Origin of the sequence: Lentilactobacillus kribbianus (assembly GCF_013184075.1) — a bacterium.
In the GTDB taxonomy this organism is placed as follows: Bacteria; Bacillota; Bacilli; order Lactobacillales; family Lactobacillaceae; genus Lentilactobacillus; species Lentilactobacillus kribbianus.
Genome location: NZ_JABEQQ010000002.1, coordinates 29,714 through 51,023 on the forward strand (window position 1 = coordinate 29,714; position 21,310 = coordinate 51,023).

Consider the following 21,310-nt stretch of genomic DNA (forward strand, 5'->3'; position numbering starts at 1 on the left):
GTTAGCAAGGATTTACTGAAAGGGGTCGGTGAAGATGACTGATTACGCAGTTTATAAAAATCACCATTTAATTGCATATGGAGCAACCATGAAGATTGCTAGGTATTTGCATTGCAAGCCAAGTCAAGTTGCTCACTATGCCCAAAGGAATAACAAAAATCACTCTTACCGAGTGATAAGAATGAACTAGGAGAGCCAATATGGAAATTTATGCTGTGAAATTTAATGACGCTGTTTATTTGAAAAAATACAAGTATATGGTTGACGAGGTCATGATCACAAGTGATATATCTGATATTTATTTCTTTGATAATTATGACGAAGCTAAAGACGTGGCTGAAGATGTCAACGGTTATGTAACTACATTCAGTGAGGTGAAACCATGATTATGTATTTAGCATATTCAACCGAGTATTCCAGTGAAAACAACGAAGTCGGTGCTACTAATCCGATAGGAGTTTTTAAAACAAGAAAAAAGGCTGTTAGCGTTATTCAAGATCTATCTCAAATTGATCACTCTATGAAGTTTAAATCTGGCAACATCATTGAAGATTTTATTTCAAATAACGCCCAAGGGTTAATTTACACCGTAACACCGGTTGAAGTGGAGGAATAACGATGGAAAATTCAGAACGAAAATATGTACTTATGACTTCTAAGCATGCGTCGGTAGAACACCCTTTGTTTTGGGGTAGTCGCACTAAAGATAATGAAAAACGTTCATTTGGCGGATATACAAGCGATCCTAACAAAGCTGAACTTTACTCAATGGACGATATTATCCAAAAATTCGGTCCGAGTGAAACTTTACTTGGATATACAGCTAAAAATTTAGGAACTCATATTCTTGAGTATAGTTTCAGTGATTGGGTGTTTAAATCTAAGTCTGACGATGTGTTTATAACGTTGCTAAGTGAAGCGATGGCATTAAAATAACAATTTTATTGGAGAAAATTATGAATAGCGATGAATTAACGGAAGATCAAAAGAAGTATGCGGCGTTTCTATCTATGATGGGAGCTAGTGATGAAGAAATTGACAAGGCATTAAAAAGGGAGAGTAGCAATGACAACCATTAAGCCAAGCTATTATCGCAATAGTGATTTGGATTGGTATGACGCCTTTGGCAAGTTAGCCAGTCCAAAGTTGGATCCTGAAGAAAGTTTTTTAGTGGGAAACATTGGGAAATATAACTTACGGTTTCCAGAGAAGAACGGCATTGAAGATGTCAAAAAGGCATTTTATAGCCAGTTTCGCTTACTAAAACATGTAGCTGAAAAATTGGAGCAAAACGGCGACTATATTTTTCTTGATGATATTTTATCACCAGGAGATATTGATTTCTTAATTAGTCATCAACCTAAACAGAAAGAATTACATTCACAATAGCATTGCAGATAACAAAAAAGCCGCCCCGGCAGGCGACTTAATAGAGCTTCTTATTTCAATTAGCCAATACCTAATTATATCATTCACAATAACTAATTGAAATAGAGGAAAGAGGCGCTATTAGTGTATTTTGGAAGAATTAATAAAGATAAAACAATAGAAAATTCCAGACGAGTTTTAGAAAAATATGAATACATGCACAATATAGAGTTGAGAGAATTGGTTTCGCTTCAATCACCAATTATGAGTGATGAACCTAAAGCGCAAAATGTTAATAATTCAAGTGAAGATAAGGCTATCAGGTTTGTTCAAGCGAAATCGTACTGTAGCACGGTTAGAAATGCTATTGAAGTCATTGAAAATGAAGTTTACCGAATTATTTTGCAAGATACATATTTGGTTTCAAACTTTCAAGGTAATCGTAGCGTAATGGACCATATTGCAAGTAGCGGTAACCGAATTGAAGAAGCACAATTTTATCGCATTAAAAATGAGGCGTTAATTTGTTTCGCTGAGGTTTGTCCTCCGGTTTACATCGACAATGATATGCAGAAAACATTCGAACTACTTGCTTTCAGATGATAGTAAATTGATAGAAACATGATAGGCAAATGATAGTAATAAAGCGGTATTATGATACCGTGAAATAATTAGGAACGCCTCGAAGTTGTCGCTAGGAGCTTCAAGCTGGTTCGATTCCAGCTGGCAACATTTGCTGACTAGAAAGTAATTCCATTGATAAAACTCCTTTCTAAAGTATAAATACATTTGCAATGTGTTCAAAACCAAATACCAATTTCATCTAGTCAGCTAACTTAGACGTGTAGGACGCAGAAGAGTGGTTCGATTCCACTGCTAAGTTATTATCACTATCACGCCTGGTAGTGATTGTTCAGGATAACTCACACCTGAAATTGGGAGAGCGGCCACCTAGGAGCGGTGAGCAAGCGATGACCCCGTAACTCATCTTACGGTTAAGGATTGATTTGCCTCAAGGTGCGGTTCAACTCCGCAATGAGTTATTTGCCCCAAACAAAAATAAACCAAGTGAAATAAAACAACAACTCTATGGGGCAATTTTGAGGTATAGCGGAAAGGTTAGACGTATGAGCTGGTTTCTATGGACGTCATGGAATATCGGTTACATAGTTGGTTGATGCGTGGCCATAGGTTTGCTACGTGCGTAAAAAGGGTTACTAGTGCCTATATCCCACTTGTAAGGTTCGATTCCTTGCTACCTCATAGATCGCATTTATCCAAATAAAGACTTAGGAGGATTACTCCTCTTTTGGTCAAAATTAACAACTTGCGGTCACCGCATAAAAACTAAATTAACAGACATATTCAAAATGCGGGTTAAGGGACTGGGGACAGTCCTTTTTTGATTGCTTAAAAATCAGGAAGGTGAATTGATGATAATGATGAAAGGCCAGTATGAATTACTCTACTATACCTGGGAAGACGGCATATGTGTTGTACATTCATGTGATGTTTTAGTACCAATTACTACTTATAAAAAGTTAACGTCTAACAAGTTAGGTGCTTTCGTTAAATTCATTATCAACGATGGCGAGGACCTGATAGTTAATATTGAAGCAATTCGCTCATTAAGACAGGAGGTTTAAATATGAGACACCTAGAATTATATAGTTCAGTAGATGATGGTCACGCCATGCTTTGTGAGCTTCTAGGGCATGTTTCAGACCGAGCAATGGCTAGCGTGAAAATTGATATTGATTACAGTAAAAAGCACGCACCGCTATTGATTAATGGTCACCGAGTACATAGTGGCGACATCGCCAAGTTTAATAGTGAGAAGCTGGAGATTTACCATGTCTAAAATGATCCATACAAAGTTCGGCTATGAAACTCAAGAGTGGGCCAACGCTGATGCTGAATTAGAAAAGTGGTTGAGAGAGAAAAAGGAACGTGAAGAAAATAAAATTAAACAAAACCGAAAAAGAAGCCCTAAAAATAATCAATAATTATTCGTGGGTGTTCCTTGTGATTTTATTCATTGCTAAATTATTAAAAATCATTGTAATAGGTTGGTTACCTTTAGTTATGTTTGGCGGTATCTTAATTGGAATTAAGGAGAAGTTAAACTAGCATGATTTAATTTTCGTTATTTAAAGGAGGAGTGCAGAGTGTGTTATGGCAGAAGCTAAATATAAAAAATGGCTAGAACCTGAAAGCATTGTACTTCTTCATGGCTGGAAAATGCAGGGGCTGACTGATGAACAGATAGCCGAAAATATAGGCGTGGCACCGCGTACGTTCGAACGCTGGAAGAAAGAACATAGTCAGATTCGACAGGCTATAAAGGGCGGTAAGGAAGTAGCTAACTTTGTTATTGAAAATGAGTTGTACAAGAAAGCTAAAAGTGGCAATGTTACCGCAATGATATTCTTTTTAAAGAACAACTATCGTGAAAAGTACACTGATGACCAAACAGACCCAGCGTTGCGACAAGCCCAAATTAGAAAAGCTAGTGCTGAAGCTGCCATCGCCGAGGGTAAGGCTAAAGCTATTAACAGGGCTAACAGCGTTGAAGATAGCACGTTAATTGTTGATGATGTACCAAGTGAAGGTGATGGTGATTTAAATGAGTGAAACTCAATTAAACATCACTAGCATGATCAATCCACACTTTTACAAGTTATGGCGTACTAAGAAACCATATGTTGTTGCTAAGGGTGGCCGTGGTAGTTTTAAGTCATCAACCATTAGTTTGAAACTGGTTATGATGATGAAAAAGCAGGCACAACTTGGTCATAAAGCTAACGTGATTTGTATTCGTGAGAACACAGTCAATTTACGTGATTCTGTTTACGGTCAAATTGTTTGGGCGTTGGATATGCTCCATATGACTAATGAATTTAGTTACGCAGTCAGTCCAATGCGCATTACTCATAAATCATCTGGCAGCACGTTTTATTTCTATGGTGGTGATAAACCTGAAAAACTTAAGTCAAATACTGTTAGAAATGTAATTGCTGTGTGGTACGAAGAAGCGGCTAACTTTAAGTCCGCTGAAGTATTTGACCAAACTAACCCGACATTTATTCGGCAACAGTCACCATTCGTTAATCAGGTTCAAATATTTTATTCTTACAACCCACCACGTAATCCGTATAGTTGGATCAACAAGTGGGTGGAAACTGTTCGTAATGATGATGATTACTTGATAGACCATTCTACTTACCTCGATGACGAGTTAAACATCACTAACAAGCAACAACTAAAGTTGATTGAAGCGTATAAGAATAACGATAGAGAACTTTACCGCTATTTGTATCTTGGTGAAGCTGTTGGCTTAGGTACTAATATTTACAACATGACACTATTTCACCCATTGAAGTCACTACCTGATGACGAATATCTTGTTAATATTTATTTTTCTCAAGATAGCGGTCAACAAGTATCAGCAACCACTGAAAGTTGTTACGGATTAACTAACGCTGGCAAGGTAATTCTGTTAAACACTTATTACTATTCTCCAGTTGGTAAATCTAACAAAAAAGCCCCTAGCGATATTGCTAAGGACTTACACGAAGTGGAACATCAATGGATAAGACAGTGGGGTATGAACCCTTGGAAGAAAACTGCTGATAGTGCTACTTCTGATTTTGCTTTGGACCATGAAATGTTTAAAGAATATCCAGAAGATGGGCGTTATCACCATGTTGCTAAAACTGAAAAAACTAAAATGATTGATAACGTTCAGAACCTTTTAGGTACTGGGCGTTTTTATTATTTAGATATTCCAGAGAATGAAATATTTATCAAAGAACACCAACAATACCGTTGGGACGATAAAACAATCCAGTCTGATAAGCCAAAAGTTATCAAAGAAAACGACCATACATGTGATGCTTTTATGTACCTAATTATGGATAACCTAGTAGACTTTGGGTTGAAGTGGTAGGTGATTAAATTGGGATTATTTACAAATATTAGAAATTATATTTACAAGGTGGTGAACAAAGTGCAAGGAAATTCATTAACTAAGGTTACAGATGATCCAAGAGTTAGTATTGACCCAAGGGAGTATCAACGTATTGAAGATAATATTCATTATTACGCTGATCAGTACCCAATGGTAAGTTTTATTAACGTTTATAAAGAACGGCAACAAAGAGAATTTAAGCCATTAAATATGACTAAAACAGCTGCCAGACGTTTAGCTAGCATTATCTTTAATGAAAAGTGTGAAGTTAATATCGGTAGCTTAACGGCTGCCGCGAGCGATGACGATTCAGTGAATACGACTGATAAATCCGAAGCGGTTCAAGATTTTATTGAAGCCGTGCTTGAAGACAATGATTTTAAAAACCGCTTTGAAGAAGAGCTAGAAAAAGGAATTGCGATTGGTGATTTTGCTATCCGTCCTTATGTTGATTCAACTGACCATGACAAGATTAAACTTGCATGGATTAGAGCAGATCAGTTTTATCCATTACGATCTAACACCAATGCGGTTACCGAAGCATGTATCAGCAGCCGTTTAACCATTATCGAAAATCATCAGAACGTTTATTATACTTTGTTAGAGTTTCATGAGTGGCAAGGTGATGATTACATCATTACTAACGAGCTTTATAAATCTACTGATCCTGCTATTGTTGGCGATCGTGTTTCATTAGCTGAACAATATCCAGATCTGGAAGAAACGGTTACCTTGCACGGGTTAAACTATCCGTTGTTTGCTTACTTTAAAACTCCTGGCGCTAATAACAAGAGTTTAGAAAGTCCATTAGGTGTTGGGCTAGTTGATAACTCTAAAGAAGTATTAGACGCAATCAATGAAACCCACGATAATTTTGTTCGTGAAATCGAGTTGGGCAAACGCCGTCAAATCATTCCGGAAGAAATGGTTCGTTATGATGACAAACATCGCCCAATTTTTGATTCTTATGAAGAGGGTTATGTTGGTGTTGGTAGTGATGAACCGGGCTTTAAACCTACAGACATCACTAACGATATTCGAGTGGATACCTATAACACTGCTATGGATCGATTGATTAAAGAATTTGAAATTCAAATTGGTTTATCTACTGGCACTTTCAGTCAAGCTGATAGTTTAGGCACAGTAACAGCTACTCAAGTTGTTTCTGATAACTCAATGACGTATCAAACTCGTTCCAGTTACTTAACTAAGGTTGAACAAGTTATTAAAGAAATGGTTAGAGCCATTTTAGAGTTGGCAATCACTCCTGATTTATTTACTGATGACACTCCAATCGATACAAGTAACGTTGATTTTGATGACTTGGACATTACTGTTCAATTTGATGATGGTGTTTTTGTTGATAAGAAGAGCCAAGCGGACTTAATGATCGAGCTAACTAATAATGGCTTGGTACCAGATTGGTACGCAATCATGAAAGTTAATGATCTGCCTGAATCAGAAGCCAGAAAATGGGCGGAAGAAATCAAGCAATCAAAAGCTGACGCTATGCCTACGTCATTTCAAGAACAACAAAGTGCTGATAACCCGTTTAATTTAGGCGGTGATGACGATGGCGAAGAAGATTAGTGAACATCAGCTCACAATCCAACAAGCCACTCTTTCTAGTGTTTATACAGACTTGCAAGATGAAATACTCAAACAAATCATTAAGCGCCTTAAAACGGCTGATTTTAGCAATTTAACCAGTGATAATGTATTGGAATGGCAGATGAAAAAATTATCTGAATTGAATCTGCTTAACCGCGATACAATCAACTACATTACTCAACAAGTGGGTAGAGCTAACACGCAGTTGAAAGAATTATTAAACAGTATTGGCAAGCTGGCTTTAAGCGATACTGATAGCAAGCTACAGCGCGTTACTGGTAAAACTCATCAGCCGACAAACCATATAGATATGATGATGAACGCCTTTTTGGGTCAAACTCAAAAGCAATTAAATAACTTTGTTAATCAGCAGCTGATTAGCGATAATTTTAGCGATACGGCACAAGCGCAGGCTTATACTGACATCGTTAATAACACCGTTGCCAAAGTTGCTACTGGTATGAAGTCGCCTGAACAAGCACTTGCCGAAACAGTTTATAAATGGCAAGATCGCGGGTTAGAATCGGGTTTAATTGACAAAGGTGGTCATCATTGGACGGCACAAGGTTACGCAAACACCGTCATTCAATCGACTATACCACGTATCTATGGTGAAGTAGTTAAGCAGCGTATGGACGATTACGATTACCATTTAGTTTTATATCCCGCTCATGCTTCATCACGTCCAGCTTGTGCGCCGTTACAAGGTAAGGTAGTTAATCTATTGCCCAAAGGTGCTAAAGGCTATGACAAACGTTACCCCACGGTTTATGATCACGGATATGGTGAAGCTGGTGGAACGTTAGGCATTAATTGTAGTCATTGGCACTATACGGTGTTTGATCCCGATACGATGACTAATAATCTTGATCCCGTTGACCCCAAACAAGCAGTTAAAAATTACGAACTTACGCAGCAACAACGAAGACTAGAAGCTGGTATTCGTCAAAGTAAGTCTAAGCTCAAAGCTGCCGAAGCGTTGGGCGATAAAAAGGGAATTAATAAATTTAAGTCTGACATTCGTATCAAACAAGGATCTTTGAGAAGTTTAATCGATGATCATTCGGAAGTTTTAGCCCGTGATTATAGACGTGAAAAAGTTATAAATTAAATATTCGACCTGAATAAGTCGTTAAACTGTTCTTTTTTTGTACCTACATCGTGGTCGTCGCCACGTAAAAATATCGAAAGGAAGTACAAATAATGGCATTAACTAGAGAATTTTTATCTGAACAAGGAATTAGCGAAGATGTTATCAACAAAATTATGACAGAAGTTGGCAAAGACATCACCAAAGGTCAAAAGTTGGACGAAGTACAAGCCCAATTAGAAGCTGCTCAGGCACAAGTTAAAGATTTGAATGATCAAATTACTGATCGTGATAAGCAATTAACCACGCTTAAGAAGTCGGCTGGTGATAACGAAGAATTAAAGAACCAACTTCAAAAGTTACAAGATGATAATGCCGCTGCTAAGAATGCTTATGAAGATAAAATTCAAGCAATTACCAAGAACAGCAAGCTAGAAATGGCTTTGATTCAAGCTGGCGCACGTAACCCAAAGGCTGTTAAGGCGTTACTAAATTCAGACGCGATCAGTGTTGACGGAGAAAACTTGATTGGGTTGGACGATCAATTAAAGGCGTTACAAGAATCAGACGCCTATTTGTTTCAAACTAAGGAAGATAAAACCAAAGTCAAAATCACGACTGGCGGCAATCCTGATGGTCATCTTTCATCAGCTAAAAGCCTTGATGATCTAACCTTAGCGGAACAAATGGAATTGTACCGAAATGACCCAACCAAATATAAGGAATTGTCAAATAAATAGGAGGCTATCACATGGCACAATTTACGCTAGCGGACACATTCGTCCCAGAGATTTTTTCTAACTATGTTTTAAATGAATCAACAAAGACAAACCGTCTTATTCAAAGTGGAATCATTACCCCTAGTTCATCAGACGAATTAAACATTCAACTATTACAACCAGGCGATTACGTTACTGCTCCATATATCAATGATCTTACTGGCGATCCCCAAACTTGGGACGACACCAAAGATATTGATGTTAATGGACTTACTACTGGCACACAACGCATGTTCAAGTTCCGCCAAGCACAAGCATTTGGTGCAACTGATATTTCTGACATGGTATCGGGTGCTGGTGCATTAAACACTATTGGTCAGCGTTTCTCCAACTACTGGAATACTGTTGACGAACATCAGCTTCTTATTCTTTTGCAAGGTGTATTGTCAAATACTGATATTGCAACAACTAAGATGTATGACGAAACCGTTAAGGCTCCAAGCAATACCTTTGGCGCAGCCGGTTTCTTAGGCGCAATCTCACTCATGGGTGACTTGCAAGACACTTCATTCAACAAGATCCTTGTCAACTCCGCAACTTACGCAAACATGAAGTTACTCAACATGATTGACACTATTCAACCAAGTAACGCAGTAACTCCAATCAACGTTTATAACGGAATGCAAATTGTGGTTGATGACGAAATTCCAGTAAATGAAGACGGAACTACTACTTCATATATTGCCATGACTGGTGCTGTTCAATACGCAGTTGCATTACCAACTAATGCTTCTGAAACTGAACGTGAAGCACGTTCTAAAGGTGGTATGACTAACGTTATTAACCGCCGAGTAGTATCAATGCACGTAAATGGTACAAGTGTTGCTAAAGACTTTGTGCCAGCTGGTCAAACAGTAACCGTTGAAGAATTGAGTAATGGTAAAACATGGGCTTCAATTACTGACCCACGTAACATCAAGGTCGTCGGGTACAAGGCTAAATTAGCTGATCAATTTATTCCATCAAAGCCAACAACTCCAAGTGAAACAGCGGGAAAATAGTAGCGCCTGCTGCTTACGTGGGCGAAACTCCCGATATAACTTGGAACAAGAGCAAAATTCAAGAGTATTTAACCCAAAACAATGTTGACTGGAATTCCAGTGATACTAAAGCGCAGTTACTATCACGATTAGACTAAAGGGGGCGGGATAATGGGATATTTGACCTTTGAAGAATATCAATCACTACCAATTCACGATGAAACGGTAGACGAAACGACTTTCAAGAAGTTTATTGGTAAGTCTTCGCTGGTACTTGATGAATTAACCCGCAATTTTTATCAGCTACACGCTTTAAATGACGATCCAGATACAATTAGGTCTGGACGTTTTAAACAGGCGTTAGCGCTACAAATATCGTATTTTAACGAGCTTGGTACTGATTCTAGTTTGGAATCTAGCCAGCAACCACAATCGATTTCTATGGGGCGAACAACTATTAGCTATCAGAAAGATACTACGGTAACTTACAGCAATAGCTCACCGCTCCAAGAAATGTTAGCACCCGAAGCGCGATCAGTGTTAATTGGCACTGGATTATTGTATAGGGGGCTTTAATATGCAAGATATTAAGCTACCTTTGCTAATGCAGAAAATGCTAGTTGATTCTTTTACGCTGATTCATACAGGCGAAAACGATGATTGGGGTAATGCTAGTGAAAAGACTGCCTATGACGTTACTAAGGTGCGTCTTGATCCAACGGCTGGTTTCACTACTGGAAAATCTGAAAACGTGCGTTACTCATCGTTATACCTTGTTTACGCTGACTACTCACTGTTCAATGGCGAGCCGCTTAACATCGATTTAACATCATTGGCAACTAATGACCACTGGTTAATTGAGGTCAACGGAGAACCCCGAACCGTGGTCAATGTGAACATTGTTAGACAGCCGTTTAGTAACAAAGTGTTTGCTTACGAAATTGAGGTGGCTTAGATGAAAGTCAAAACTACCGTAAAAATGGACGGCATTAATTCCCGTTTCTCTAAACGTGGTATTGATAAGGCAAAGTATGGCGTATTAGAAAAAATGAAAGCTGATATGAATAAGTTTGTTCCGTACTCACGGCGCAATGATCGTATTAACTTGCGTGGGTCAGCCACTATCTTAGGTGATAATTCTGGCATTGTTTACAATACTGAATATGCTCGACGAATGTATGAAGGAGAAATTATTGACGGACATGGTGGTAAACATCCAATTCATCCATATTCACCGGGATCAAAGCCTAAAATCGGTTGGACTACTCCGGGTACTGGAGATCATTGGGACGAAAAAGCCAAGCCACTATTTATTTCTGGTTGGACTGATACGATGAGGAAAGGGTTGAGTAAGTATGGCTAGAACGCCAAATGATATTCTTGAAAGTTTGGGAAATGTGATTAGGCAATGCCCTGATTTACCTGATGGCAAGTTTGGTTACATTTACCCAGCTACTCAAAATTTTGTTGGCTTAGAAAAATTACCAAATGAACGTTTAATATCCGAAGACATGTTAGGAAACGTAAGAAAACAACTAACGTATGAACTAACAGTTAAATCCAAGGATAATTTGATCCCGCAGCTTAGAAAGGTTGCGGTTTTTATTTCTGACAATATCAACGAAGTTCAATCAAGTAATGGTTCTTTTGAAATTGTTGAAGATCCTGATATTACCGACCCTGAATTAACTTCATGGGACGAAAACTATCGTTATTTCAGCATTGACATTAGTTTACTTGTTGAATTTCAAAATAAAGATTAGGAGAGTGACAAAATATGGCTTTAACACAACGACACTCACGAGGTTACCAAGCTCGTGCCTATATTGACGTAGATGGTAATGTTGACGTTACTAAATTCTATGGTTCAAAATTGCAAGACATTATGTCTGAACAGTTCCCAGAAGGAACAAATATGAAGCGTTTGGGGAAAGGCATTACTGACTTAACTCCAGCCGCTGCTGAAACTGTTGATACTGAATCCGATATGCTAAGTGCTGGGTTCCAAAGCTCCGAAGTTTCAGCCAAAGCGATTACTTACGCATTTACTGGTAATCGTTACATTGGTGACCCTGCCCAAGACTACATCTTTGATAAGTTTTCTAAATTAGGTAACGAATTAAAGACTGTGGTAGTTATTATTGACCCTGACGGCACTGTTCGAATTGGTGCAGCAACCATTACAACTCCATTGGGTTATTCTGGTGCTGTTAATGCTAACTCACCAGTTTCATTTACTCTTACCATCGATGGACAACCTTACGTTATTCATACTGATGGTAGTGTTGAATGCCAAATTGATTCATTAACTGTCAGTCCAGAAGAACCAAAAGCAGAAGTTGGTGCTACTGTTCAATTAGTTGCAACTATCGCGCCTGAATATGCAACCAACAACGCCGTTGATTGGTCTGTGCAAGATGAAACTATCGCAACTATTGGCGCTGATGGTCTTTTGACTGGTGTGGCTGCTGGTAAGACTGTGGTTCAAGTCTTTGCTAAATCTGATGAATCTAAAGTATCTATGATTCCAATCGAAATTACTGCTAAAGCTGGAGCTTAACTTAATACGTTAAATAAAAAGAAAGGGTGAATAGCTGTTAAAATGCTGTTCACCCTTTTTTCTGTTATACGAAAGGAAATGAAAAATATGACTGTAATTAATCTTGATAATTTTAAAAAAGCACCAAAAACCCAAATCCAATTTAACGGAGTAACTTACAACTTAGTTAATAACTCTGAATTGACTGAACTTGTTCAAATTGCACGTGGCGCACAGGCTAAGATTCTTAGTAGCCACACTAAGCAGGTAAGTTTAATTGATAAGGCTGAAAACATTACTACTATGGCAAAATACGTTAAGTTTGCTAATGATCATAGCGATGAAATGATTAAAGCTACCAAAGAAATTGAAAAGGAAGCTCCAGCTGTTTATATTGATTTCTTCGACAAGGCGTTGCTTGATGAAAACGATCAACCATGTGAAGCTGGCGAAAAGATTGCAGCGTTTTTTGATGATTATACCTTACTGGCTAGTTTCTTTAATCAAATCGCCGATATGGTAGACAACATTACAGATAGTGCCAACGATTCATTATCTGAATTAACTAAGAGCGCATATGAAAAAGCCCAAGAAGATGAATAGTTATGGACATTGCCAGTCAACACTCTTTAATTGAAACGCCGCTAGATAGCATAGTTATCCACGGCAAAAAGTATTTTATTGATTTGAGTTTCGATAATGTTATTCGCTTTTATAACTTGATTGATCCCGATACCTTGAACGAAGAAATTATCGTTCGGGCATTTTTTAGTTTGATCCCTAAATTGCCACATGATTTACTTTCGCCTGATGAAATTATTGAATTGCTGGATTATTTGCTGGACTACATCAATTACACGCCATATGGCAGTAGCCAAAGCGATGTAGATATTACTGGCGAAGTTATGCACCGTGATAACAACGGCAAGTATTACGATCTAGAACAAGACGCAGGCGTTATTTATGCGGCATTTCAAATGTATGCGGGTATTGACCTTTATAAAGAGTTGATGAAGCCACCAAGTGAAAGACTTCATTGGGATAAGTTTCAATCGCTACTTATGGCAATGCCGGAACAATCCATGTTCAAACAAATTATGTCAATTCGGCAACGTGAACCGTCTAAAGAAGAAATTAAGGACGCTGATTTTATGGTTTCTCTTAATCGACAAAAGAAGTTTTATGGACTAAAAAACAGTCGTTACGATCGTAATGTAGCTGTTGAAAATTTTGGGAGGTGAGTAAATGAATAAGGCAGATGGTACAGTTTTAATTTCGCTAGACGTTGAAGATAACGTTAGTTCCGTAATCAATAAGATTAATGATCGTTTTAAAGATCTAGGCAAAGGCGCTGGCGATGAAATGGAAAAATCCATGAAATCAAATGCCCAAAGAGTAGAAGAGCAAGCAACTAAAACGGCTAAAAACATCGATTCTAGCCTAGGCAAACCCGTCAAAGCTAAAGTTACCTTAGACGATCGAGAACTTAAAATAGCCACCAAAGAAAGCGAAAAAGCAATTAAAGAAGTCGCTGGTGACCACGTTTCTAAAATTGACGTCAAAGGTGATTCGGTTGGCGCCTTTAAAAAGATGAAAAATTATCTTTTTGAATTAACCGGTAAACATGATGTTGAAGTTAATGGCGAGGGGAATGCCAACGAATATCTTGCCAAGTTAAAAGATAATACCGAAGAAGCAAAGAACAGCGGTTTAAAAATGAAAGATGTTTTTACCGGCACTTTCTTAGGTGGAGCAGTTCTTCAAGGTATACAAGCAGTTGGGGGATCTTTTGGTGATCTTATTTCTGAAACGTTAGATGCTTCTGATGCGATGGATAAATTTAAAGCTACCATGAATGCAGGCGGATTTGGTAAAAAAGAGATACAGGCTGCTAGCAAAGAAGTGCAAAAATATGCTGATGAAACTGTGTATGATTTTGGTGATGTATCTAATACGACAGCACAATTAGCTGCTAACGGTGTTAAAGGTTACATGAAGCTTACAGAAGCGGCTGGAAATATGAACGCTGTTTTCGGTGGAACTGCTGACACTTTCAAATCAGTTGCCATGGTGCTAACTCAAACTGCTGGTGCTGGTAAACTAACCACTGAAAATTGGAATCAGATGGCCGACGCCATTCCCGGTGCATCTGGGGTACTGCAAAAAGCAATGAAAAAAAATGGTGCTTATACAGGTAATTTTCGTGACGCAATGGAAGCAGGTCAGATCAGTTCTGACGAGTTCAATAAAGCTATTACCCAATTAGGTATGAACCAAGGTGCTGTAAAAGCAGCTAAATCAACCAAGACATTTGAGGGGGCATTTGGTAGCCTTCAAGCTGAAATAACTGGTGGAATTCGTAGCATGATTGATGCTTTCGGAAAAAACAAATTAACCGGATCAATTAATTCCGTTACTGGAATGGCCGGAAAATTATTTAAGTCGTTAACTAATGGTGTTAAATCTAGTAAACCAGTTATTAATGATTTTGGTAAAATTTTTGGTTCTGCTTTTAGCATAATTGGCAAAACATTAGAAACGTTTGGAAAATCATTTAAAGCAAATCTTTTTACACCATTAAGTAGTAAGTCATTAGGCAAAACTTTAGATGGTATATCCAATGGTTTCTCCAAGTTAGCAAAACAGGTTAAACCAGTTGGTGTAGCCGTAGGCGGGTTAGCTGGGGTTATTGGTGCCGGCATTTTTAGAACGTTTGCTGGATTATTAAAAGGCATTGCTAATGGTTTTGGAAGCGTCAAGAAAAGTTTTGATGGTAAAGAAATGGGCAAATCAGTTTCTAAGATTGCCGCTGCTTTTAATCAATGGTATGTTGCACTTCGACCCTTAAATAAAGCAACGGGTGAACTTATTGGTGTTATCGGCGGTACGGTTATTAAATCGGCGGTTAAGATATTAAGTAGCATTGTTAAAACACTTGGGAATCTCTTTGGAATTGCTGGAGACGGCAAACATAAAGCTCTCGATACAGTAAGTGACATAATCGGTCATATTGCTAAAAATAAGACTGCTGTTAAGGTTATCAGTGATGCTATTATTGCTATGATGGCTTACAAAGTTGCTAAGAACGGGTTAAATGTTGTTGACTCTTTATTAAGAGGAATGGTAGGAAGCTATAAAAGTTTAAGAAATTTACCGGGATTATTAAAAGCCATTGGCAACACTAAAGTTAAGAGTGGATTAAGTAGTCTTGCTTCAACGGTGCAAAGTATTGGCGGCGGTGCTAAAACCTTATGGAAAGGCAATCAAGGCGCAAGTGGGAAGGCAATCAAAGCTGGTGGTGCGTCTACCATGGCTAAAACAGTTAATGCCGCCGCTGGTGTTGGTGTAGCGGCTGACGCTGGACTTGATATTTATAAGGCGTTTAAAGCTAAAAACCCGGAAGGGAAATTCAAGAATGCTGGTAAAGGTATTGGAACGGCTATCGGTGGCGGCATTGGATTATTCTTTGGTGGTCCAATGGGTGCCATGCTAGGTGCCACATTCGGAAAAGTTATTGGCGGTTGGGGCGGTAAAGCTATTAAGTCATTTACTGACGGTTGGAACAAAAAAGGTCGTGACGCTAAACCACCTAAAGGTATTCTACAAAGTGCGGGCTATTATGCTCGTGCTGGTGCTGACGCAGCGTTTAAATTCTTTAAAGGACTTGCTAAGTGGTTTAGTCAAAACAAAAAAGTGATTATCACCACACTTATTAACCCCTTTGCGGGATTAGCTACATGGTTTTTATCTGACACTAAGTTAGGTAAGAGTGTTTCTAAATGGTTTAGTAATGCCTTGAAGAGTGCGCCCAAAGCCATTGGCAAAGGATGGAAGTCGGTAACTAAAGTCATTAGCGGTTGGGGTAAGAGTATCGGTAAAATTCTTGTTCCCGTTGGAAAAGCATTTAGTTTGGTTTGGAAAGGCATTGAAATTGGCATTAACACTTTTGTTAAAGGGCTAAAAATTATTTTGTTAGCTCCTATCGTTTTGATTGCTGCTACCGTAGTAGCCGTTTGGGGCAAAATTAAAAAGCCAGTTATTGCCGTTACTAATGCAATTACTAAAGTCATTAAGTCAGCGTTCAAAGGGCTTAAGTCATTTACCAAATCCACTTGGAAAGCTATTTCTAAATACATCATTAGTCCAATTCAAAGCGCGGTTAAAACTGTAACTAAGACAGTTAAACGTATCGCTTCCGCTGTTCGTGACGTTTTTAATAGTCTTTTGAAATGGGTTAAAAAGACGTGGAAAAAAATTGGTAATGCGGTAACTGATGTTGCCAAGAGTTTATGGAAGCCAGTCAAAAAGGCGTTTAAACGTGTTGCTGACGGCGTTCATGATGTCTTTAATTCATTAGCCAAGTGGGTTAAGAAGATTTGGAAAAAGATTGAAAGCACCATTGTTGATCTTGCTAAATCCATTTGGAAAAATACTAAGAAATGGTTTAACCGTCTTTCTAACGCTATTCATGATATTTTCAACCCGCTGCTTAAGTGGATTAGAAAAATTTGGAAAAAGATTAAAGACACAATCGAAGATGTTGCTAATTCAATCTATAAATCTGGTAAAAAGATTTTTGGTAAATTACGTGATTCGATGAAGTCAATCGGTAATTCTATCGCTAAAACTTGGAAGAGTACGTGGAAAGGTGTTGCTGGTTTCTTTAGTGACATTTGGAAAGGCATTAAAAAGACTGCTCAAGATGGAATCAACGGTGTTATTGGGTTCTTGAATGATGGCATTAAAGGTATTGACAAAGTAATCAAAGCATTTGGTGGTAAAAGTAATGCCATCGGTACTATTCCAACTGTTCACTTTGCAACTGGTACTGGTGCCTTTGGTAACTCTCCTAGACGTGCAATTACTAAGCCAACACCAGCCATTGTTAATGATGGTATGGAATCTGATAATCGTGAATTAATTTTCCGTAGTTCTGGCGCTGTTGAAATGTTTAACCACAAGAACGCGCAGACGTTGCTTATGCCGGGCGATGAAGTTGCTAGCGCAAGTGAATCGGCTATTATGGCTCCTATGCTTGGAATAGAACATTTTGCAACTGGTACTGGCGCTTTTGGTGATCTATTAGACAGCTTGCTAGGTGATAACAAGAAAGATAAACAATCTCGTGGCTTTTTAAGTGATGTCACCAGTAGCATTGGCAAGGCAGTTGGTGGAGCAGCTTCAACCGTTGGTGGTTGGGTTAAATCTGGTTTAAACGGATTAAAGAATCTTTATAACACCGCTAAAAAGATCATTGATGATCCGATGAAAGCATTTGCTAGTTCGTTTAAGTTTGGCGGTAAAAAGATTCCCGGTGTTATTCAAAATATTGCAACCGGTAGCGCAAAAATGGTAGGCAAAGAAGCCAAAAACTGGTGGGGAAATCTTTGGTCAATGGCAGACTTAGATGGATCAGCCGCTGGCGGAAACTGGTCACATAGTCCGGGGTCTGGTTGGTCTCATACGGATACTTTTGGTTCTGGTCGTGCTAACGGTACGCATGATGGTAATGACTTTTCAGCTGCACAAGGCACTCCAATTCACGCTGTTCACGGTGGCAAAGTCACTCGTGTTGGTGGCGCGCCTAGCGGTTGGGGTCCTGTTGGCTATAACATCGTTACTAAAGGCGATGACGGTCAATATGTTATTTACCAAGAGTTCGGTCATGCAAGTGACGCCTTTGTTTCTAAGGGCGACACCGTCAAAACTGGTCAAAAGATTGCGAGATTAGGTAATTCTGGTCTTGGAACTGGTCCGCATGTCCACATTGGTGTTTCAAAGAATCCACCATTTAATAACAACGGATTGACTACCAGAGGTTGGGAAGACCTTATGAAGATGAGTGGTGGATCTTCCGGAGTTTCTAAAAAGAATAAAGGTAAGTCTGATAAGGGTCTTCAAAAGAAGATTAAAGGTCAAGTTGGTGGTAGATTCTTCAAGTTCATTCAAAAGTTAGCGGATAAATTCGCTCCTAAAGATGACTTTGGGTCTGGTGGCGGTAACTACAACAAGGATATGATCTTAAAAGCAGCTCACGCCATGCACGTTAATCCAACTGACGCATTTATTAAAATGTTACAAGCTACTATTCAATCAGAATCAGGTGGGCGAAACATTGTTCAACAGATTCATGATGTGAACTCTGGTGGTAATGAAGCGCGTGGGATCTTGCAATTTACTCCGGGTACCTTTAATACTTTCGCTGTTAAAGGTCACAAAAACATCATGGATCCATATGATCAGTTGCTGGCTTTCTTTAATAATAGCGATTGGAAAAATTCAATTGGACACACTAATATTTGGGGAACCAACAAGATTGATTGGCTACATTCTGGTCCTATTGGTCATCGCCGATTTGCTAATGGTGGTTGGGCTGTTCCCGGATTACTTAATATCTTTGGAGAAGTTCCGGGCGAACCTGAACTTGCAATTAACCCTAAGCGGGCAACTGCTGACGGTCATATTGCCGAAGCTATTCAAGCCCGTGCCAAAGAAGCTCCTAACAGTTTTTCAGGAAAAATGGCAATGGTAGCAGGCAAAGTTAAACAAGGATTACCAACCATTTCATCAGTTCCTAACGCAGCTGCAAGAAGTTCTGTTGATACTGAAGCAGAATCTAAACTGGGTCAATTGCTTGATAAATTATCAAATGGTACTAGCAATGTTGCGGTCAAAGGCGATGTATTCCTTGATGGCAAAAAAGTCGGAAAGATTATGGATAATCGAAGTAATGAAAAACTTGCGCGGTCTATGTATTGGACAGGTCAAGTTGGCAAAGTATAAGGGGGTCTAATAATGACAGAACAATTAACTATGCTAAGTCCTTTAATTTCTCCAAACGAATTAGGGGTTGTGTTTCGGGGCATTCACTCCCGAAACTTCGGTCTGAAGCTCCAGACCGTTGCTGACCAGCCATTTGGAACAATGACTGAACAAATTCAAGACGTGCCAGCCATTATTGGTGATGTTTACGAGGGTGTAAATATGCAATCCAAAGCAATCAACATTGGCTTTCGTACTGTTGGTATTAAGTCTAATCAAGAAAAAGAAGAACGCATTCACATGATTGCCGATTGGTTAAAGCCCATTGATGATAACGAAGATGAATTACGAATAGACATTATCCCGCGGTGGATGTTTTATGCCCATGTAAGTTCATCTTTTGAAATTACACCAGTTGGTGTTTATGATTTTGCGTTTGTGATTCCTTTTAGCTGTTCTGATCCACACATGTATGGTGAACAAAAACAGTATGCAATTAACGGCTTTAATTTAGCTATCGGAGCGGGTGAATCAGTTAGTAGCACGGCGGACAACTTTAAACTTTACGACTTGTTTAATAGCGTAACGACAATCAAGCCTAACTTTTTGTCGTTTGATTATACTGCTCAAAATGCAGGCACATTTAAGGTTGTAGCAATTTTAGAAAGCCTTGATGGGGAAATGTCTTCTAATGATGTAACTGGCGTTCTAAACGCTGCTGATGGTCATTTTGAAGGTGCTGTTAATTTAGGCATTCAACCTGATACAACCGCGGTCAAATTGCAGATCACACAAATCACATCAAGCGGGCAATTAACCATCAGTAATTTACGAATTTACGAATCTGATCAATTAGCAAATGAAAAAGCAGTTAATACGCACACGGGCAAGGTGGACGAAACGTTAGTTACGGTAAATGACGATACTAGCGTTACTTTGCATGACGATCTAAGCAATGAAACTAGTTATCCCGTTTTTACACTAATTTGCCCGTCAGAACTTACTAAGATCGCTATTACGGCAGCTGATGATGATGATTATTTTTACATGGGTACTGAAATAGATGAAGAAGCACCACATGAAATTGTTGACAATAAGCCAAGGCGGTTATGGGATCGTTGCAACACTATGGCAAACTGGCGCGCCTTTAGTTCATCTTATCCAGCGCCGTTTGAAATTGAAAACGGCATGATTAACACTGGCGCACAACTAGAATCGACATCTAATTCCGTCAGACCAAAGTTAAAGGACGGTCACTATTCATTTGGTAATACTTTAACTAAGGGTTATTGGAATGGTCCGGGTGCCATGCACATTTCTCTACCAGGATCTTATGAAGACTTTCAATTAGTTGTTCGGTTTGAAATTCAGAACCGAGATCCTAGAGCTATGGGAAAAATTGAAGTTTATGGTCTTGATGAAAACCAAAACCCCATGGTCAAAACTATGTTGAAAGATCGCGATAAATCCAAAAAAGTTTATGCTCAGGCTCGAGTGGGTAATCACGCTAAACACCATGATATTTACTATTCTACGGGTAAAACCGTCCGCAAAGGGAAAACCAGGTATAAAAAAATTAAGTATTACCGCAATAATAAAAAGAAAACTATTAAGTATAAATCCAAAGGTAAGACCAAAACCAAAGTAGATTACGTCACTAAATCATTAGCTAGTAGCACCGCAACGGGTACATTTACCAACTTTTATGGCGAAATTAGCATTACTAAGATTGGCCACAAGTACAAAGCTGAAATTACCAAACTTGGTGATAAGCCTTGGAAAACTCCAATTACTACTAATTGGACGGACAAAAAAGGTGACTATGATGGCCACAAATTAAGTGGCTTAGCAGTATTCTTTGGGAAATGGCCTATCACAGAAGACCTTGTAAATCCAAAGGTAGAATATAAAGAAGACCGTATGTTACTTGAAGATATTAAGGTTTTTGAAATTATCAATGGCGGTAAAAACGAAGTTATTAACCCAACGCCAATCGTTAAAATGGGTGATGAAATTAAGTTTGATACATCAAGCGGAATTGTGTATAAGAACGGGAAGCCATTTAATTCTATTGATGGACATCTTTTAAAAGCCCCCGGCAGTAACTTGCAAGGATTAGGGATAGATAACGCAGCGGACAAGACTTATAGTTTTTATCCAAGCATTAAGGATGCGTCTTGGCTGATTGATCACAGACCAGTTAGGATTTAA

The 21,310-nt window shown here is 38.7% G+C and carries 24 protein-coding genes; all 24 read left to right on the plus strand.

The features are described 5' to 3' along the window. The first annotated feature begins 200 nt into the window (after positions 1-200). The 24 genes from HII32_RS04795 to HII32_RS04905 all read left to right on the plus strand — a co-directional run bounded on the left by HII32_RS04795 (position 201) and on the right by HII32_RS04905 (position 21,310). A complete protein-coding gene (locus HII32_RS04795) occupies positions 201-386 on the plus strand; it encodes a hypothetical protein (protein WP_172188887.1) in 186 nt (61 codons plus the stop codon). Continuing rightward, complete coding sequence (locus HII32_RS04800) at positions 383-616, plus strand: hypothetical protein (protein WP_172188889.1); 234 nt, start codon at positions 383-385, stop codon at positions 614-616. The genes HII32_RS04795 and HII32_RS04800 overlap by 4 nt, the downstream gene beginning before the upstream one ends. Before the next feature lie 2 nt (positions 617-618). After that, positions 619-936, plus strand: coding sequence for a hypothetical protein (locus tag HII32_RS04805; protein ID WP_172188891.1), 318 nt, complete (start codon positions 619-621; stop codon positions 934-936). A gap of 20 nt (positions 937-956) precedes the next feature. Then, positions 957-1,079: a hypothetical protein gene (locus tag HII32_RS07865; protein ID WP_281355389.1), complete on the plus strand. Its 123-nt coding sequence runs from the start codon at positions 957-959 to the stop codon at positions 1,077-1,079. Then, positions 1,066-1,389, plus strand: coding sequence for a DUF3310 domain-containing protein (locus HII32_RS04810; protein ID WP_172188892.1), 324 nt, complete (start codon positions 1,066-1,068; stop codon positions 1,387-1,389). Before HII32_RS07865 ends, HII32_RS04810 begins: the two co-directional genes overlap by 14 nt. Before the next feature lie 123 nt (positions 1,390-1,512). Next, the gene (locus HII32_RS04815; RefSeq protein ID WP_172188894.1) at positions 1,513-1,971 is read left to right on the plus strand and encodes an ArpU family phage packaging/lysis transcriptional regulator; all 459 of its coding nucleotides are present in this window, start codon (positions 1,513-1,515) and stop codon (positions 1,969-1,971) included. A gap of 830 nt (positions 1,972-2,801) precedes the next feature. Then, on the plus strand, positions 2,802-3,014 hold the full coding sequence (locus HII32_RS04820) for a hypothetical protein (protein WP_172188896.1): 213 nt from the start codon (positions 2,802-2,804) through the stop codon (positions 3,012-3,014). Between the two features lie 2 nt (positions 3,015-3,016). Next, entirely contained in the window at positions 3,017-3,229 is a 213-nt protein-coding gene (locus HII32_RS04825; RefSeq protein ID WP_172188898.1) for a hypothetical protein, read from the plus strand. After that, complete coding sequence (locus HII32_RS04830; protein WP_172188900.1) at positions 3,222-3,374, plus strand: hypothetical protein; 153 nt, start codon at positions 3,222-3,224, stop codon at positions 3,372-3,374. Before HII32_RS04825 ends, HII32_RS04830 begins: the two co-directional genes overlap by 8 nt. Before the next feature lie 277 nt (positions 3,375-3,651). Beyond that, positions 3,652-4,002, plus strand: a complete 351-nt coding sequence (locus HII32_RS04835; protein WP_172188902.1) for a small terminase subunit — start codon at positions 3,652-3,654, stop codon at positions 4,000-4,002. After that, positions 3,995-5,317 carry a PBSX family phage terminase large subunit gene (locus HII32_RS04840; RefSeq protein ID WP_172188904.1) on the plus strand — a complete coding sequence of 441 codons (1,323 nt, stop codon included), beginning with the start codon at positions 3,995-3,997 and terminating at the stop codon, positions 5,315-5,317. Before HII32_RS04835 ends, HII32_RS04840 begins: the two co-directional genes overlap by 8 nt. Positions 5,318-5,377: 60 nt before the next feature. Then, the gene (locus tag HII32_RS04845; protein WP_172188906.1) at positions 5,378-6,928 is read left to right on the plus strand and encodes a phage portal protein; all 1,551 of its coding nucleotides are present in this window, start codon (positions 5,378-5,380) and stop codon (positions 6,926-6,928) included. Further along, complete coding sequence (locus HII32_RS04850; RefSeq protein WP_172188908.1) at positions 6,912-8,060, plus strand: phage minor capsid protein; 1,149 nt, start codon at positions 6,912-6,914, stop codon at positions 8,058-8,060. The genes HII32_RS04845 and HII32_RS04850 overlap by 17 nt, the downstream gene beginning before the upstream one ends. A 92-nt stretch (positions 8,061-8,152) precedes the next feature. After that, positions 8,153-8,779, plus strand: a complete 627-nt coding sequence (locus HII32_RS04855; RefSeq protein ID WP_172188910.1) for a phage scaffolding protein — start codon at positions 8,153-8,155, stop codon at positions 8,777-8,779. Between the two features lie 11 nt (positions 8,780-8,790). Then, positions 8,791-9,819 (plus strand): replication protein, encoded by a 1,029-nt coding sequence (locus HII32_RS04860; RefSeq protein ID WP_172188912.1) that lies wholly within the window; start codon positions 8,791-8,793, stop codon positions 9,817-9,819. A gap of 150 nt (positions 9,820-9,969) precedes the next feature. Beyond that, positions 9,970-10,374 (plus strand): head-tail connector protein, encoded by a 405-nt coding sequence (locus HII32_RS04865; protein WP_172188913.1) that lies wholly within the window; start codon positions 9,970-9,972, stop codon positions 10,372-10,374. 1 nt (position 10,375) lies between these two features. Next, on the plus strand, positions 10,376-10,753 hold the full coding sequence (locus HII32_RS04870) for a putative minor capsid protein (protein ID WP_172188915.1): 378 nt from the start codon (positions 10,376-10,378) through the stop codon (positions 10,751-10,753). Continuing rightward, entirely contained in the window at positions 10,754-11,161 is a 408-nt protein-coding gene (locus tag HII32_RS04875; RefSeq protein ID WP_172188917.1) for a minor capsid protein, read from the plus strand. Further along, positions 11,154-11,561 (plus strand): hypothetical protein, encoded by a 408-nt coding sequence (locus HII32_RS04880; protein WP_172188919.1) that lies wholly within the window; start codon positions 11,154-11,156, stop codon positions 11,559-11,561. Before HII32_RS04875 ends, HII32_RS04880 begins: the two co-directional genes overlap by 8 nt. A 14-nt stretch (positions 11,562-11,575) precedes the next feature. After that, the gene (locus tag HII32_RS04885; RefSeq protein WP_172188921.1) at positions 11,576-12,358 is read left to right on the plus strand and encodes a phage tail tube protein; all 783 of its coding nucleotides are present in this window, start codon (positions 11,576-11,578) and stop codon (positions 12,356-12,358) included. Positions 12,359-12,445: 87 nt separating this feature from the next. Continuing rightward, the gene (locus HII32_RS04890) at positions 12,446-12,940 is read left to right on the plus strand and encodes a hypothetical protein (RefSeq protein WP_172188923.1); all 495 of its coding nucleotides are present in this window, start codon (positions 12,446-12,448) and stop codon (positions 12,938-12,940) included. A 2-nt stretch (positions 12,941-12,942) separates the two neighbouring features. Continuing rightward, on the plus strand, positions 12,943-13,578 hold the full coding sequence (locus HII32_RS04895) for a Gp15 family bacteriophage protein (protein ID WP_172188924.1): 636 nt from the start codon (positions 12,943-12,945) through the stop codon (positions 13,576-13,578). 4 nt (positions 13,579-13,582) lie between these two features. Beyond that, positions 13,583-19,120, plus strand: coding sequence for a tape measure protein (locus HII32_RS04900; RefSeq protein WP_172188926.1), 5,538 nt, complete (start codon positions 13,583-13,585; stop codon positions 19,118-19,120). Positions 19,121-19,132: 12 nt separating this feature from the next. Next, positions 19,133-21,310, plus strand: a complete 2,178-nt coding sequence (locus HII32_RS04905) for a hypothetical protein (protein ID WP_172188928.1) — start codon at positions 19,133-19,135, stop codon at positions 21,308-21,310.

Bases quoted from the DNA above. Each gene is read 5' to 3' on its own strand.
- HII32_RS04810 (WP_172188892.1), top strand. From the start codon at position 1,066: ATGACAACCATTAAGCCAAGCTATTATCGCAATAGTGATTTGGATTGG.
- HII32_RS04820 (WP_172188896.1), top strand. From the start codon at position 2,802: ATGATAATGATGAAAGGCCAGTATGAATTACTCTACTATACCTGGGAA.
- HII32_RS04830 (WP_172188900.1), top strand. From the start codon at position 3,222: ATGTCTAAAATGATCCATACAAAGTTCGGCTATGAAACTCAAGAGTGG.
- HII32_RS04840 (WP_172188904.1), top strand. From the start codon at position 3,995: ATGAGTGAAACTCAATTAAACATCACTAGCATGATCAATCCACACTTT.
- HII32_RS04885 (WP_172188921.1), top strand. From the start codon at position 11,576: ATGGCTTTAACACAACGACACTCACGAGGTTACCAAGCTCGTGCCTAT.
- HII32_RS04795 (WP_172188887.1), top strand. From the start codon at position 201: ATGGAAATTTATGCTGTGAAATTTAATGACGCTGTTTATTTGAAAAAA.
- HII32_RS07865 (WP_281355389.1), top strand. From the start codon at position 957: ATGAATAGCGATGAATTAACGGAAGATCAAAAGAAGTATGCGGCGTTT.
- HII32_RS04865 (WP_172188913.1), top strand. From the start codon at position 9,970: ATGGGATATTTGACCTTTGAAGAATATCAATCACTACCAATTCACGAT.
- HII32_RS04805 (WP_172188891.1), top strand. From the start codon at position 619: ATGGAAAATTCAGAACGAAAATATGTACTTATGACTTCTAAGCATGCG.
- HII32_RS04800 (WP_172188889.1), top strand. From the start codon at position 383: ATGATTATGTATTTAGCATATTCAACCGAGTATTCCAGTGAAAACAAC.
- HII32_RS04875 (WP_172188917.1), top strand. From the start codon at position 10,754: ATGAAAGTCAAAACTACCGTAAAAATGGACGGCATTAATTCCCGTTTC.
- HII32_RS04905 (WP_172188928.1), top strand. From the start codon at position 19,133: ATGACAGAACAATTAACTATGCTAAGTCCTTTAATTTCTCCAAACGAA.
- HII32_RS04890 (WP_172188923.1), top strand. From the start codon at position 12,446: ATGACTGTAATTAATCTTGATAATTTTAAAAAAGCACCAAAAACCCAA.
- HII32_RS04850 (WP_172188908.1), top strand. From the start codon at position 6,912: ATGGCGAAGAAGATTAGTGAACATCAGCTCACAATCCAACAAGCCACT.
- HII32_RS04825 (WP_172188898.1), top strand. From the start codon at position 3,017: ATGAGACACCTAGAATTATATAGTTCAGTAGATGATGGTCACGCCATG.
- HII32_RS04900 (WP_172188926.1), top strand. From the start codon at position 13,583: ATGAATAAGGCAGATGGTACAGTTTTAATTTCGCTAGACGTTGAAGAT.
- HII32_RS04870 (WP_172188915.1), top strand. From the start codon at position 10,376: ATGCAAGATATTAAGCTACCTTTGCTAATGCAGAAAATGCTAGTTGAT.
- HII32_RS04895 (WP_172188924.1), top strand. From the start codon at position 12,943: ATGGACATTGCCAGTCAACACTCTTTAATTGAAACGCCGCTAGATAGC.
- HII32_RS04880 (WP_172188919.1), top strand. From the start codon at position 11,154: ATGGCTAGAACGCCAAATGATATTCTTGAAAGTTTGGGAAATGTGATT.
- HII32_RS04855 (WP_172188910.1), top strand. From the start codon at position 8,153: ATGGCATTAACTAGAGAATTTTTATCTGAACAAGGAATTAGCGAAGAT.
- HII32_RS04860 (WP_172188912.1), top strand. From the start codon at position 8,791: ATGGCACAATTTACGCTAGCGGACACATTCGTCCCAGAGATTTTTTCT.